Origin of the sequence: Butyrivibrio sp. XPD2006, from assembly GCF_000420865.1 — a bacterium.
In the GTDB taxonomy this organism is placed as follows: Bacteria; Bacillota; Clostridia; order Lachnospirales; family Lachnospiraceae; genus Butyrivibrio.
Genome location: NZ_ATVT01000016.1, coordinates 63,620 through 79,374, shown reverse-complemented (window position 1 = coordinate 79,374; position 15,755 = coordinate 63,620). Strand labels below are relative to the sequence as shown.

Annotated in this window: 12 protein-coding genes; 11 read left to right on the top strand and 1 reads right to left on the bottom strand. The window is 42.8% G+C overall.

Annotated elements, in window-relative coordinates:
* Window positions 1-42 precede the first annotated feature (42 nt).
* The 8 genes from G590_RS0115535 to G590_RS0115500 are packed head-to-tail and all read left to right on the top strand — an operon-like array spanning window position 43 to window position 10,766.
* Window positions 43-1,419 (top strand): sugar transferase, encoded by a 1,377-nt coding sequence (locus G590_RS0115535; protein ID WP_242829790.1) that lies wholly within the window; start codon window positions 43-45, stop codon window positions 1,417-1,419.
* Window positions 1,420-1,424: 5 nt separating this feature from the next.
* Window positions 1,425-2,477: an NAD-dependent epimerase/dehydratase family protein gene (locus G590_RS0115530; protein WP_022766578.1), complete on the top strand. Its 1,053-nt coding sequence runs from the start codon at window positions 1,425-1,427 to the stop codon at window positions 2,475-2,477.
* 9 nt (window positions 2,478-2,486) lie between these two features.
* Entirely contained in the window at window positions 2,487-4,022 is a 1,536-nt protein-coding gene (locus tag G590_RS0115525) for a hypothetical protein (RefSeq protein ID WP_022766577.1), read from the top strand.
* 23 nt (window positions 4,023-4,045) lie between these two features.
* Window positions 4,046-5,590 (top strand): glycosyltransferase family 39 protein, encoded by a 1,545-nt coding sequence (locus G590_RS0115520; protein WP_022766576.1) that lies wholly within the window; start codon window positions 4,046-4,048, stop codon window positions 5,588-5,590.
* A complete protein-coding gene (locus G590_RS0115515; protein ID WP_022766575.1) occupies window positions 5,553-7,211 on the top strand; it encodes a hypothetical protein in 1,659 nt (552 codons plus the stop codon). The genes G590_RS0115520 and G590_RS0115515 overlap by 38 nt, the downstream gene beginning before the upstream one ends.
* Window positions 7,212-7,242: 31 nt before the next feature.
* A complete protein-coding gene (locus tag G590_RS0115510; RefSeq protein ID WP_022766574.1) occupies window positions 7,243-8,262 on the top strand; it encodes a radical SAM/SPASM domain-containing protein in 1,020 nt (339 codons plus the stop codon).
* A 12-nt stretch (window positions 8,263-8,274) separates the two neighbouring features.
* Window positions 8,275-9,807 carry a hypothetical protein gene (locus G590_RS0115505; RefSeq protein ID WP_022766573.1) on the top strand — a complete coding sequence of 511 codons (1,533 nt, stop codon included), beginning with the start codon at window positions 8,275-8,277 and terminating at the stop codon, window positions 9,805-9,807.
* A complete protein-coding gene (locus tag G590_RS0115500) occupies window positions 9,807-10,766 on the top strand; it encodes a glycosyltransferase family 2 protein (protein WP_022766572.1) in 960 nt (319 codons plus the stop codon). Before G590_RS0115505 ends, G590_RS0115500 begins: the two co-directional genes overlap by 1 nt.
* A gap of 53 nt (window positions 10,767-10,819) precedes the next feature.
* Here G590_RS0115500 and G590_RS0115495 read toward each other — a convergent pair whose 3' ends face one another.
* A complete protein-coding gene (locus G590_RS0115495) occupies window positions 10,820-12,076 on the bottom strand; it encodes an SGNH/GDSL hydrolase family protein (RefSeq protein ID WP_022766571.1) in 1,257 nt (418 codons plus the stop codon).
* A gap of 248 nt (window positions 12,077-12,324) precedes the next feature.
* Here G590_RS0115495 and G590_RS0115490 point away from each other — a divergent pair, with 248 nt between their 5' ends.
* The 3 genes from G590_RS0115490 to G590_RS0115480 are packed head-to-tail and all read left to right on the top strand — an operon-like array spanning window position 12,325 to window position 15,755.
* Window positions 12,325-13,911, top strand: coding sequence for an NAD(P)/FAD-dependent oxidoreductase (locus G590_RS0115490; RefSeq protein ID WP_022766570.1), 1,587 nt, complete (start codon window positions 12,325-12,327; stop codon window positions 13,909-13,911).
* 59 nt (window positions 13,912-13,970) lie between these two features.
* A complete protein-coding gene (gene udk / locus G590_RS0115485; protein ID WP_022766569.1) occupies window positions 13,971-14,591 on the top strand; it encodes a uridine kinase in 621 nt (206 codons plus the stop codon).
* A 21-nt stretch (window positions 14,592-14,612) separates the two neighbouring features.
* Window positions 14,613-15,755 carry a DUF6077 domain-containing protein gene (locus G590_RS0115480; RefSeq protein WP_022766568.1) on the top strand — a complete coding sequence of 381 codons (1,143 nt, stop codon included), beginning with the start codon at window positions 14,613-14,615 and terminating at the stop codon, window positions 15,753-15,755.

Below are 15,755 nucleotides of genomic sequence, written 5' to 3'. Positions count from 1 at the left end.
AAATATAGAACGCTACAGCGATATATCATTTGGATCATAGATATGGCATGTATTATTGTGTCGTATTTTATTGCTACCTGGCTTAGATATAATAACAGGAATGACTGGGGAGATAAGACCCTTCACTACATGGTCTGTGTAGTGTTCCTGCTTTTCTGTGTGATTTATTCATTTTTGGCTGACTGGAACAGTGATTTCCTCAGAAGAGGGTATGCATTGGAGCTGTTTGCGGTCATCAAGGTGGTAGCATTTATTTTGGTTGGATCTCTTGTTGTGGTATATTTCCTGCAATGGACCAAAATCCTTTCCAGATTTGTTGTCGGTAATTTTATATGGATGAACATAGTGCTCACTTTTGTGGCCAGAATACTGTTCAAAGGTTTCCTCAGAAAGCATATAAGCAAAGAGAAAAATGTAACCAAAGTAGTTGTTATAGCGGAGAAGGATCTTGTTGAAAAGACGGTTAAGAAGTTGGTTGATCGTGGCGAAGACGTTGGTTATATGGTTGTGAGAGCGTACTGTGCAGATTGCGAGAAAACCGATGCTTCTGATAAGTGGATGATAGGAGATGTACATGTCCACTATGGTATTGAGGATGTGACATCAAGACTGATCACGGATCCTTTTGATGAGGTGTTCATCAATACACCCAATATCCCTCAGAGCAGAATGCAGGACATCATCCTTGGCTTCGAGGAGATGGGTGTTAGCACCCATTTCTGTCTGGAGCTTCCAAATGTTGGTAAGGCTGTCACAGACGTAGGAGATTTTCTGGGTTACTCAGTGCTCTCTTATAACATGAACAGAAGCAGCTATAAGAGCCTGTTTGTAAAGAGAATCGCAGATATAATCGGTGGAATAGTTGGTCTTATACTTACAGGTATTATCACTCTGTTTTTGGCACCGGCTATCAAGATAGACTCTCCGGGGCCGGTTTTCTTTTCGCAGGTCAGAGTTGGTAAGAACGGACGCAGATTTAAAATCTATAAATTCAGATCCATGTATATTGACGCTGAAGAACGTAAGAAGGAACTGGAAGCTCAGAATGAGATGAAAGGTCTTATGTTTAAGATGGAAAATGACCCCAGAGTTACCAAGGTGGGAGCATTTATCAGAAAGACCAGTCTGGATGAATTCCCTCAGTTTCTTAATGTTTTTCTGGGTGATATGAGCCTTGTTGGTACAAGACCACCGACAGAGGCAGAGTTTGAGCAGTACAATGAGCATTACAGAAGGCGTCTGTCAATGACCCCGGGACTTACAGGGCTTTGGCAGGTTAGCGGCAGAAGTGATATCGAGGACTTCGATGAAGTTGTTAAGCTTGATCTTAAGTATATAGACAACTGGAGCCTGTCTGAGGACATTAAGATAATATTTAAGACTGTAGGAGTTGTACTCTTTGGAAGAGGAGCAAAATAATTTATATGCTGACTAAGAATATCGATCTTTCAAATAAGAGAATATTAGTGACCGGAGCGGCGGGATTTATAGGAGCTAATCTGGTCATGGAACTGGTGAAGAGATATCCGGGCTGCAAGGTACTTGGTATTGATAATGTAAACAACTACTATGATGTGCAGATCAAAGAATACAGACTGGATTGTATTGCAGAGGTAGTACAGGATGATGATCAGTTTGAACTGGTAAGAGGCAGCATTGCTGACAGAGAACTGATTGACAGAGTATTTACTGAGTTCAGGCCCGAGGTGGTTGTGAACCTCGCTGCACAGGCAGGAGTAAGGTACTCTATTGAGAATCCGGACGCTTATATTGAGTCGAATATCATTGGCTTTTATAATATTCTCGAGGCTTGCAGACACAATCCTGTGGAGCATTTTGTTTATGCTTCAAGTTCAAGCGTTTATGGTGCCAACAAGAAGATACCTTACAGCGTAGAGGATAAGGTTGATAATCCGGTATCTCTCTACGCTGCAACTAAGAAGTCCAATGAGTTGCTGGCTCATTCTTACAGTAAATTGTATGGAATTCCTTCAACAGGGCTCAGGTTCTTTACTGTTTACGGACCTGCCGGAAGACCAGATATGGCTTACTTCGGATTTACCAACAAGCTGTTAAAGGGTGAGACCATCAAGATATTTAACTTTGGTAACTGTAAGAGAGATTTCACATTTGTTGATGACATTGTTGAAGGAGTCATCAGTGTAATGCAGGTGGCGCCCGCTGAAAATGAGAATGGTGCCAGGTATAAGGTTTACAACATTGGAAACAATGATCCGGTTAATCTTCTTGATTTTGTTGATATACTTCAGCAGGAGCTTATATCAGCAGGAGTTCTCCCTGAGGATTATGACTTTGAAGCTCACAAGGAGCTGGTTCCAATGCAGCCGGGAGACGTTGAGGTTACATATGCTGACGTTACAGCTCTTCAGGAGGACTTTGGTTTCAGACCTGACACACCGCTTAGGGAAGGGCTCAGGTCTTTCGCTAAGTGGTACAAAGAATACTATCGGATTTGAGGTACATAAATGCTGAGTTACAAGACACCTTCGTGGAAATACAAGATAAGTACAAAGCAGCTGCGGATATTCTTCGGGGCTTTGTTTGTGCTGAGTATGATTCCGCTTCTGGTACTTGGAATCTATGATTTCCCATCGGCAGACGACTTCTCAATGGCTCTTCAGACGCATCAGGAATTTGCTTCGAGTGGGAACATATTTTTAGCTGTATGGGCGGCGCTTAAAAAGGCCTGGCTTATATATTCTCAGTATGAGGGATATTTCTTCTCCATAATACTTACTAATCTTTGCCCCGGTGCATTTAACGGGGGACTTTATATTTTGGTTCCTCTTATTATCCTTGGGATGCTGGTATTTGGCGTTATTTATTTCTTTGACTCACTTTTTGTGAAGGCTTGGAAGCTGGACAGGGACTTGACCAGAGCGACTGCATATATAACTCTGATGCTGATGATACATTGCATGACACAGGGAAGTGCCAGAGTAGAAGCTTTCTACTGGTGGAGTGGTGCGATAAACTACACCTTCACCTTCGGAATGGGATTCTTCTGGTTGGGACTGCTTCTGAGGATTGTATTTGACGATGGAAAAGGTCGCCGAGGAAGACGTTTATTCTGGGCCGGATTCTGGGGCTTCTGGCTTGGAGGAGCCAATTATATGTCAGCGCTGGAGCTGGCTATATGCTCAGTACTTATACTCGTTATATTATTTATGACGGGAAGAGGCAAGTTTGTGATCAATGGCGGAGCAGATATAACAAAGATCTGGATACCGGCGGTGACTAATCTTATTGGATTTGCATGCTCCTGCTTTACCCCCGGTAATCTCGTACGTAGTGCAGAAACTCAGCATGTAAGTGCTGTTAAGGCAGTGCTTCTGTCAATCTATGGAACATTTGACCTTATGGTTAACGATATGGCAAGATGGGAATTTCTTGTGGCGTTGGCACTTTTGGGAGTCCTGTTCTGGAAAATAGCAGGAGGACTTAAGGTGAGACTTGAGCATCCGTTTATGTTTTCGCTCTTTGCATTTCTTCTGGCATCATCCAATCTGACACCTCCATTTTTTGCGGTTGGTAACATTGAGGCCGGAAGGCTTCTAGGGCTTGCCTGGATGGAGTTTGTGGTGCTTAGTGTGCTTGTGGTGTTCTACTGGGTTGTATGGATCAGACAGAGAATGCAGGAAGCTAAGGCTTTCATGGGCTCAGATGACGGCAAGTTTTCATCAATGGCCTCAATGATGATTGTTGTGGCAACTTTGTTTATCGGGTTTGGTTCTGCTCTGTGCGTGATACCTGATGCGGGATATTACACATGTACAGAAGCTGTTTATGAAATCGTAAGCGGAGAAGCCGGCACATACAAGGCAGAGAATGCGGAGAGACTTAAGATTCTCAATGACGGAAGCATTAAGGATGCTGAGCTTTCGGAGTACAGTGTTCATCCGGAGCTTCTATTCTACATGGATGTCACTCCTGATAAAGAAGAGTGGATCAATACAGCTACTGCTACTTATTTTGAGAAGGACAGTGTCATATTGAAATAAGCTGCTTGCGTGAGGATATTTAGATGGCTGCTAAGGCTAGGGATATATTCAATTACATAATCGCTCTGTGTCTTTTTGTAGCAGCTGTTGTGGTGCTGTCTGTGAGCACTGTAACAACCATTTATTATGATATGGGTTGTGAAAACGATTGGCCGCATTATGGCAGGGAGAACATCCCGATGCTGGCATTGCTGGTGGTTTTGGCATTTACAGTTTTCTATCTGCTCAAGATAAAGGGGATATTTGATAAACGGTATCGTGTTTTTATAGCTGCAGGACTTGTGTTTATCACGGCATATTGTCTTCTTCTGATATTGGGAATAAAGCCTCAGGCTGTCAATGATTCCAAGACTATTGATGATATCATAAACGCCTTCATGGAAGGTGATTACACGGCATTGACCCAGCCCGGAGGATATTTGTTCATATGGCCTTTTCAGTTGGGATATGTGGGCTTTGGCCAGATAATGTACAGTATTTTTGGTAAGAGCAATTACTTTGCCTGGGATATTCTGCAGCTCTTATGTATTCTTGTGACGGTTTATCTCATTTACAGAATGACGTGGGAATTCTTCGAGGACAGGGAGATTTGCGGAATAACAGCTCTCCTGTCATGTGGGGCGTTGTTTTTCTACAATTATGTGACCTACATCTATGGCGATATCATCAGTATGGCACCTCAGACTCTGGCACTTTATATGATGGTGCTGTATGTGAAACGTGACAAACTTAGATATGCTGTTATTTCCGGAATTAGTATAGCCGCCGCAATACTGATCAAGACGAATTGTGAGATAACGCTTATAGCGCTTCTCATGATACTGCTGGGAAGTTCTATCGGAAGAAATGATGGTCGCAGGATCCTTTTCAGGAACCTGGTTCTAGCTTTGATAACGCTGGCATTTGTATTTGTATCCAAGATGGCTGTGGATGCGTATTTCTGCGATCTGACGGGTCTTGAGAGGATTCCCGAGGGAAGTCCTTCCTGGTCACACATAGCGATGGGACTTCAGGAGTCGGAGCTTGAGGATGGATGGTATAATGGATACAATTACCATGTATTTGAAGAGAACAATTATGATACCGAGGCTACGGCTAAGGCAGCAAAAGAGAATATAAGGCAGACTCTTCAGACTTTTGTAGGCAGACCTCTTCATGGAGCAAGGTATATGGTCCGCAAGTTTACAACGCAGTGGGCTGACAGCGTATGTATTTCGACTCATAACCTTGATCTTGTCAGCAGGCATGTAGAGGATCAGCCGGCTATTGCTCAGTTTCTGGTATTCGGAACAGGTTCCCGTATTCTTATATGGGTAATGAATGTCTTTATGCCGTTGTGCTACATTGGTGTAGCTGTTTATCTTTTTGGTATACTGAGAGGACGGAAGGCATCTGTTTCTGAGATGCTGCTTCTCATTCTCATTTTCGGGGGTATAGTCTTCCATGAGTTCTGGGAAGGGTCCTCGAGATATACTATGCGTTATTATATCTATTACCTGCCTTTTGGGGCATACGGATTGAAGGTGCTACTTGGATTTATTTGCGAACACATCAAAAGGAAAATATGATATTCGGGATGATTACAGTGATGGCTTTTTTAAGCCCTTTTTGTGGTGCGCAGTTTGTGGCATTGCAATAATGATGATCTGTACCAGAAGTTCGCTCCTTTATGTTTTTAACCTATGGGATGATGCCAACAGCTATTTTACCGTGGGCAAATGCATATTCAGGGGCTTTGTTCCGTACCGGGATCTGTTCGACCAGAAGGGCATAATGCTGTACTTCATATATGGACTCTCATCACTTATGTCGGCTACAACCTTCAGAGGCGTATTTGTGATGGAGATAATTGCAGCTACTGCCTCTCTCATGGCTATTCTCAAGATATATCAGCTTTTTCTGGAACCAAGGTCTTTTCCTTATATTCTTACACCTATAACCGGGGCTGTGATATATTCCAGCTGGAACTTCTACTGGGGTGGTAGTGCGGAGGAGTTTCTTTTCCCGTTTATCATGTGGGGTATGTATCTATCGCTGAAATATTTCAGAAATTGTTATCCCAAGGCCATGGACTACAAGACTGTGTTGCTTGGAGGAGTATTGGCCGGATGTGTTCTAAATATAAAGTTTAATTCTCTTGGATTCTTTTTTGCCTGGATGGCCATGGTTTTCTTTGCAGATATCATAGGAAGCAGGGAAGTGGTTAAGGCGTTTGTAAGCTGCCTGGTATTTATTGGCGGGATGGGGATTGCAACCCTTCCGTGGGTCATTTACTTTGGAGTACATAGGGCTGTCGATGACTGGCTTTACGTATATATCTACAAGAACGTATTTGAGTATTCCAAGAGTTTTACGTTTGCTGAGAGAATGGCGAAGTTCTATGACATTATGAAGGACCATGTGTTTAACAACTTCCCGGTTTATATTCTGATAACTATTGGTATAATTTATTTCCTGACATCTACAGTATCGACTGCAATTGGAGAGGATAGGAATTCGCTCGCCAGGAGAGACCGGTTCTTTATAGGTATGGGTATAATGGAACTGATAAATATCGGAATGCTCTTTGCTTTCCTTATCATCGTGATCTTTATCGGTGGAGTGAGCCTTCCTTACTACTCCTTTCCCATTAATGGATTTGTGGTGTTTGGTTTTATTCCATTTTGTTATATAATAGAACGGTTCCTTAAGAGGCGAATTGAAAAAAATACTCACGGAAGAAACTACGACGGCGCTATATTGGATTCCGGTATTGCATTTGCGGTTAGTATAGTGTCATGTTTTGCTGCTGTGGCGATTGCATATCTGACATCGGTCAATGTGAAATCCATGAATCTCAAGGCAGAGGATCTATATGTCTATAAGTTTAAGGATTATATAGAATCTACAGGAATTGAGAATCCCGGAATCATTAACGAGTTTTCTTTTGATGTGGGACTTTATACTGTACTAGATGCTGAACCTATCTGTTATTATTTCCAGACCCAGACTCTGAACATGCAGGAGGTATTGGACTATCAGAAGCAGTATCTGCACAGCGGAGAAGCTGACTTTGTCGTTACCGCATGCTATGAAGCAGAGGGCATTGGAGACAGATACGACCTGGTGATGACGGACAGGTTGCAGTTTTATAAGTTTGATCAGACGTATTACCTCTATCAGAGGAATGATAATCCGGTAACGGAATAAGTATTTGTGTTTTTAGAAGGAGAGTTTAGTAATGCCAATCAGAGTTAACAGTTTCATGGGCAAGTTCGGATGGTTCGCAAGGAAGCACTTCCCAATGCTTGCAAGTAATGCGTACCTTAAATTGCAGTTTGTAACAAGGAGTAAATCCCAGAAGGCGTATTGCGATTATTTCCTTAATGCCAAGGAAGTTCCGATGCCCAATGTAGTAAATATAGAGACTATCAACAGATGTAATTCAACTTGTGCTTTCTGCACAGCCAATGTTCATGCTGAGAAGAGACCACTTGCAAGGATTGATGATGATCTTTACAAGAGCATTATCGACCAGCTTGCTGACTGGGGCTACAAGGGACATCTTACACTTTATGGTAATAATGAGCCTCTTCTTGATACCAAGATCGTTGAGAGACACAAGTATGCAAGGGAGAAACTTCCTGACAGCTTTATCTTCATGTCTACCAACGGACTCATCCTCACAATCGATAAGGTAAAAGAGGTTGCGCCATATATCAATCAGCTCATCATCAATAACTATTCTATGGAGATGAAGCTTCATAAGAATATTCAGGAATTATATGATTATGTCAAGGCTCATCCCGATGAGTTTAAGGACCTTGATATCCAGATTCAGATGAGATACCTTCAGGAGGTTCTCACAAACCGTGCCGGATCTGCTCCTAATAAGCAGGAGACTCAGAAGGTGGTTAAGGAGACTTGTCTTTTACCGTTCACTGATATGTGGATCATGCCAAACGGCAAGATGGGTCTGTGCTGTTGTGATAACTTCGAGGTTACAGACTTCGGCGACCTGAACAAGATGACTCTTAAGGAAGCCTGGGGATCTGAGCAGTTCCAGAATGTCCGCAGGAAGATTGCAGAGGGACGTCAGAATTATCCATTCTGCAAGCACTGCGACTTCATTGATGCAGGATTCAGAATGCAGCTTGTAAATGCAATCCTTAAGGGAGACCAGGATGCTGCTAACAAGCTCGGCGGTCATGAGAGAATGAAAATCGGTAAAAAGAACGACAAGGACGATAACATAAACTGAGGATACTGACGTATGGGGGTATTAGCAAAACTGGCAGACAAAGTCATTAGCGGATTGTTCTTTCTGATGATGGTCTGGATATGCGCGATTGCTTTATTTGGTACCGGACTTCAGATCCCGGATTGGGTCAGAAAGAGTTTTCTGTTGCCTAACATTGTGCTTTTGCCCTTAGCACTTGCTGTTTTATACCTGTTGACCGAAATCCTAAAGGGCAGAAAGCTTCGCGTTGGAATTATAGTGCTGGCCGTCTTCGTGATTCAGTTCCTTGTTTCTTACACGTATTTCTTTGCCACAGGCTGGGATGCGGGCATGGTATTGGATAAGGCATATAATGCTGCATTTAATGGTGTGCTTGAGTCCCCTGAACCATATTATTCGTTTTATGTGAACAATATCATGGCTCACTGTTTGGAATATATTCTTTTCAAAGTGGCTATCGCAGTTGGAATCAAGACAGAGTTTACTGTACTGGTACTGATGGTTTTGGTGCAGTGTGCGCTTAGTGCTGTTACCGGAGCTTTGGTTTATGACATAACTCAGATGTTGATGCCGGAGAGTGTTGTGGCAGCTAACATGAGTTTTGTTATGTATCTGATGCTGGTGATCACATCCCCGTGGATACCGGTTATTTATACTGATTCTATGGCATTGATTCTTCCGGTTTTGATGATATGGATATATCTTCGTGGAAAGAGTGGAGACAGGAGTCTTGTAGCTGTAATTGCAATAACAGCACTCATCTGTTTCCTTGGAATGTTTGGGTACAGGCTTAAGGCTCCGGCTTTCATTACGTTTGTAGGAATAGTAGTTACAGAGATATTCATGTTTTTTAAGAATCTCTCAGAGGACAGCAGAAATGTGATTGTGCGCTTTGGGGTAAAGGCGGCGGTTGGCGTTGTGGCTGTATTACTCAGCGCAAGGCTCTTTACCGCTTTTTATACCGGTTGCGGAATTGAGCTGGATCCTGAGGGGAGATGTCCTTTTACCCATTATCTGATGATGGGATTCAATGATGATGAGGTGGGGACTTTTAATTTCCCTGATTCTGATTTTGCTGCTATGGAATCTTCATATCAGGAGAGATACGACAGGTGTCTGTCTGGTGCCAAGGAACGTATTAAGAAGATGCTCCCATTTGGGGTTTTTGGTTTTGAGGCCAGAAAGACATATGTAAATTACCATGACGGAACCTTTGGATATGGTATAGAAGGCGATTTCTACAGTGGTTACACGGAGGACAGGGTTTCTGTGTTCTCGCATTTATTCAAAGAGATTTTCTGGGATATAGGTAGCGCGTATCCTGTGTTTGCAACAATTCTGCAGGGAATATGGATGGCAGTTCTTTTCCTTGGAATCTGGTTTTCATTTTTCAAATCTACAGGTAAGGAACTTCTCATAAAGATTGTTTTGATTGGAATATTCCTGTTCCTGTCGCTGTTTGAAGCAAGGGCCAGATATGTATTTATCTATGTTCCGGTTTATATTGTGGCAGCAGCGGTTGGACTTGAGAAAGTAAGATTACTGATAAGAAAAGAGGGGGAATAGTGGATAAGATAGCAGTATTGATACCATGCTATAACGAAGAGAAGACTATTGGGAAGGTAGTAAGGGATGCTAAGGCAGCACTTCCTGAGGCTACCATCTATGTATATAACAACAATTCCAAGGACAGGACAGCTGAGATTGCAGCTGAGGCAGGTGCTGTAGTCCGCAATGAATACATGCAGGGCAAGGGCAACGTCATCAGACGTATGTTCCGTGAGATAGATGCGCTTGTATATGTCATGGTTGACGGTGATGATACATATCCAATGGAATCAGCGCCTGAGATGGTGGATCTGGTTCTTAATCACAATTCTGACATGGTGGTTGGTGACAGACTTTCATCTACCTACTATCAGGAAAATAAGCGCCCGTTCCACAACTTCGGCAACAATCTGGTTCGTGGAAGTATCAACAAGCTCTTTGGCTGCAACATCAGAGACATTATGACAGGATTCAGGGCATTCTCGTATGAGTTTGTTAAGACTTTCCCGGTTCTCAGTAAGGGATTTGAGATTGAAACAGAGATGACCATCCATGCAGTTTATAACAACATGCAGATAGACAATGTGGTCATTGATTACAGAGACAGACCTGAGGGATCTGTAAGTAAGCTCAACACCTATGCTGACGGTTTTAAGGTGCTTAAGACGATCGCAAGGCTGTATCGCAGTTATAAGCCTTTTGGGTTCTTTAGTGTTATCGCAGCTATTCTTGCACTTGTGTCAATAATATTTATGATACCGATTCTGCAGGAATTCTGGATATCTCATACAGTTCCGAGATTCCCGACTCTGATTGTATGCTGCTTTGTTATGATGGCGGCGGTTCAGAGTATGTTCGCCGGAGTTATTCTTTCTACATTAGCTATTAACAATCGAAGAGAATTTGAGATGCAGCTCAACATGCTGCAGAGACACAAGGAAACAGACCTTGCTAAAGACAGTGAAAACAATAAATGATGACATTTTAAAGCCCGACTCGGTGAGTCGGGCTTTCGTTGTTCTTATGAGGTTCAGCCGCCGTTTTGTTCGGCATTGTATGCATCCAGTGCTTCCTGCGAGGGCTGTGCCAGAGGAAATACTCCCTTTATATATTTCTCCCAGGATTCAGGATAGTACTCTTTCATCTGCCCTTCGTCGTATCTGTAATACTCATTGGGATCAAACTCTGCTATCTTGATCTTGTCTGTATCAAGGTAACAGTATGGCTCATTCTGTTCCTGGAAATTAACAATGTGAGCAAGGAGCCTTGCCATTATCTGTCTGCCCTTGAGAGTCAGATGAAGGTTATCCATCAGGTATTCACCGGCTGTATCAAGATAAAGGTCGTGTTTAGTCATGAACATTCCGTCAAATAGCCAGGTGCCCTGATCTTCTGAAACATTTCCTACCTTTTTGGCATAGTCAGACAGTGTTCCGACACCATTACTTACTATGTATGAATCACCGATGTATGTACCGTCATCAGCAACATAGATTCCATAGAACGGGGTCATGAGGACAAAAGTGGCGTTTGGACTAATCTCTTTAAGAGTATTGATTCCCATGTTAAGCGCGTTATAAAAATAGTGAGCCTGAACATCTCTTGTCTGGTAAGCATCACAATCAAGTCCCATGTTGTTAAAGAAATCATTCGCTCCGTATTCAATGAAGTAATAGTCTACATCAGCAGGAGCAATGCTGTTCATGTTGTTAAGCATGCCCGGGAGCTCTGAAAGTGTTTCATTTCTGTCTGCGATACCGGCAAAGGCGTTTACCAATCCCAGGAAGTTAGTGGAATGTGTAGTGGCAGGGTCGTATGAAGAAGTGGACGATTCCAATGTTGCAGTACTTCCACCGATGGCAAAATTATAAACAACACTGTTGGGAATCCTTGTAGACATGATGGTCGGAATGTCTGAACCGTCATCTCTGCCGTTGGCTATCTGGCTGTCTCCGAAGAACACTATGTTCACCTTGTCAACGGGTTCAGTGTTTTCTTCTGCTGTGTTCTCTTCGGGTTTCGATTCCTCCTGTGAGGCTTCTGCAGAAGGATTATCTTTTGCAGTATCATTCTCAAGAGCGTCAAGTATAGGTTCAAAGAGATTCTCTACAACCACGATTGACTGGCCGTCGGCTGCAGCATCATTGTTCTCAAGGCTTACCTCAGTAGGTGTATCGGATAAGTATTCGGTCGGCTCCAGGAGATTATCCTTATTGAGGGAACATCCGCTTAGGAACAGACTTAAAGTCATAATAGACGAAAGTAAAATCTTGGTATTTTTTTTCATTTCTTCCTCCTTGTTTTTACCAAAGCTATTCTATCACCATGTTTTTTTGTTTGAAAACCCCTTTGGGCCAATCTTAAGAATTTCTGCCGTTAATCTTAAGAAAGTCTTAAGAAATTAACGTTATACCGATATTGCGCAGTCGCATATCTGAATACTGAATTGCACATATTAATTAAAGTTGAAGACCTTGCGCCATTAGGTTATAATTCTTATATCTATGCAAATATTCGTTTAGGAAGGCTAATAGTATGAAAAAAGCACTTATCATTGGAGCGGGTCCTGCAGGACTTACAGCTGCTTATGAGCTCCTTAAGAATTCCAAGGATTATGAAGTTGTAGTATTTGAAGAGACTGAGAAGTTTGGTGGTATTTCCAGAACTGTTGAGTATAAGGGCAACAGAATGGATATGGGTGGCCACAGATTCTTTTCCAAGGTTCCCGAAGTTAATGAGTGGTGGGAGAACATGCTCCCTCAGCAGGGATCGGATGCCTACGACTACAAGATTCTCGGAACCGAGATACAGATGAATCAGGGCGGACCGGATCCTGAGAAGGAAGACAGGGTTATGCTCAAGAGACACCGCGTATCCCGTATTCTCTTTGATTCCAAGTTTTATGACTATCCTATATCTCTTAAACCCGAGACTTTCAAGAACTTCGGTTTTCTGACAACCCTTAAGGTTGGATTCTCTTACATGGGATCCGTATTCCACAAGAGACCTGAGGATAATCTTGAGAACCTCTATATCAACAATTTCGGTAAGAAGTTATACTCCATGTTCTTTGAGTATTACACAGAGAACCTTTGGGGCAGACATCCTTCAGAGATTGATGCTTCCTGGGGCAAGCAGAGAACCAAGGGCTTATCTATTTTTGGGATCATCAGAGATTATCTTGGCAGAGTATTTAAGGTCAAGAACCGTAAGGTTAACACATCACTCATTGAAGAGTTCAAATATCCTAAGCTTGGTCCCGGACAGCTCTGGGATGTAACTGCAGAAGAGATTCAGAAGCTGGGCGGAACTATCATCATGAATGCCAAGGTTGTTAAGATCCGCAAGGATGGCAACCATATCACAGGTGTTACCTATCTTCAGAACGGACAGGAAGTTGATGTTGACGGTGATGTAGTTATCAGTTCAATGCCTGTTAAGGATCTGGTAGCCGGCATGAATGATGTTCCTGCAGATCCTGCAAGGATTGCAGCCGGACTTCCGTATCGTGATTACATGACTCTCGGAGTTCTTGTTCCGAAGCTCAATCTGGAGAACAAGACTAATATCAAGACTATTGGAAACATCGTTCCCGATAACTGGGTATATGTTCAGGAGAGATCAGTCAAGATGGGACGTTTCCAGATCTACAATAACTGGTCACCTTATCTTGTTAAGGACCTTGAGCACACAGTATGGGTTGGACTTGAGTACTTCTGCTTTGAGGGCGATTCAATGTGGACCATGACTGAGGACGAGTTTGCCAAGATGGCAATCGGTGAGATGGTTTCACTTGGTCTTATCAACAATGCAGGTGAAGTTATCGATTATCATATGGAGAAGGTTAAGAAGGCTTATCCTGCTTACTTTGATACCTATGATGAGATGGACAAGCTCATTGATTATCTCAATACTATTGATAATCTCTACTGTGTAGGACGTAACGGCCAGCACAGATATAACAATATCGACCACTCAATGTGCACATCCTTTGAGACTGTTAAGAACATCCTGGGCGGTGTAACTGACAGGACCAACATCTGGAGTGTCAACACTGAGGAAGAGTATCATGAAACCGATGAATCCAAGTCGGAAGAAGATGATGAGGTTGAAATCGACTAAAATAAGTGGGCGGCGTTTTCGCCGCCTTCTGTCTTGTATAGAGCTAAGGAGGCATAGAAATGAGTGATAAGATTTGTATAGTAGGAATTGCAGGTGGAACAGCTTCGGGCAAGACCACAATCGTCAGGAAGATCAAGGAGACCTTTGGCGATGATATTGTAGTCATCAATCATGATTCTTACTACAAGGCTCATGATGACCTCTCCTATGAGGACAGGAGCAGGCTTAACTATGATCATCCGGAGTCTTTTGATACGGATCTTATGATCGAGGATGTCAAGAAGCTCAAGAACAATCAGGAAATTGATATGCCTGTCTATGATTACACAATCCATAACAGGTCTGATGCCACAGTACATGTGGTTCCCAAGAAGGTTATCATTCTTGAGGGAATCCTTATCCTTGAGAGCAAGGAACTTCGAGACCTTATGGATATCAAGGTTTTTGTTGATACTGATGCGGATGAGAGACTCATGCGCAGGATCAGACGTGACATGGTAGAGCGTGCAAGGAGCATTGAATCTATTCTTGTCCAGTACAGGGAGACTGTTAAGCCCATGCACGAGCAGTTTGTTGAGCCGAGCAAGAAGTATGCGGATATTATTATCCCTCGCGGTGGTGAGAACCTTACAGGTATCAACATTCTTCGCGAACATTTAAAGCTTATGATGGCAGATTAAAGGTTTATTGGGGAAGATCAGATGACAATTGTTCTTTCAATCCTGCAGCTGATACTGTGGCTGCTTGTTGTGCCCTTCATGGTGGGGGTATTGTTTAATTTTATATTGCCTGAGATGAGGCGAACTGTAGGTATTACCTTTATTCTGGGATACCTGATATATATGGCTGTCTTTGAGATTGCTGCTATCGGAGCTATGACGCATGCAGTGTACAGCGCCTTTACGTACTGCAGACGGAGCTTTATTGCGGCGATTGCAGTACTAGCAGTGCTTGGTGTGGTAAGAGCTATCAAGGTGCTTAGGGCAAACCGGTGGGAGCTGCTATCTCTTTTTCCGGGCGAGGCACATGCAGATGTGTACACGCTTATGAATCCCAGATCAGACCTTGAATCCTATAAAGCTCATTATTCACCTGAGAGCAGGATTTACTGGGGAATCTTCATTGCCATTATGGTCTTTCAGATGGTCATGAGTGTTGTGATGGCCAGCTTTGACGGTGATGATTCCTACTTTGTGGTGGAATCACTTCTGGCTCAGGAAGTGGATGTTATGAATACCATTCTGCCCTATACAGGAACTTCTACTTCACTGGATATCAGGCACGCGCTTGCTGTTATAACCATGTGGGATGCGTTTATTGCCAAGATGAGCGGTATTCATGCGACAATCGTGGCACATTCGGTTATTCCGCTGTTTGTGATTCCACTGGTTTATCTTGTTTACGTTGAGATCGGAAGGATTCTGTTCAGGAGCAGACAACAGGTTATACCTGTATTTATGATCATTGTGTCGTTCCTGCTTATGTTTGGAAACGTGTCGATTTATACTCCGGCTACCTTTTTCCTGATGAGAACCTGGCAGGGCAAGGCACTTGTTGCAAATCTCGTGTTCCCCATGATCATATGGATGTTTTTGTGGATGTTTGAAGATCTTAAATCTCCCGAGAGGGTGAGTTTAAGAAGTGGCTGGATCATGCTTGGGCTTATCAACATGCTCTCCGGAGTTTGCACATCTTTGGGAGTCATCTTTGGAAGTGCACTGATTGGCTTGTTAACACTGGTGCTGCTAATTTTTTCAAAGAGATGGACAGTACTTGTTGGAGCGTTTTTGTGTATTATACCTAATTTGATCTATTTGGGAATTTATTTCTCTTTATTTGGATGA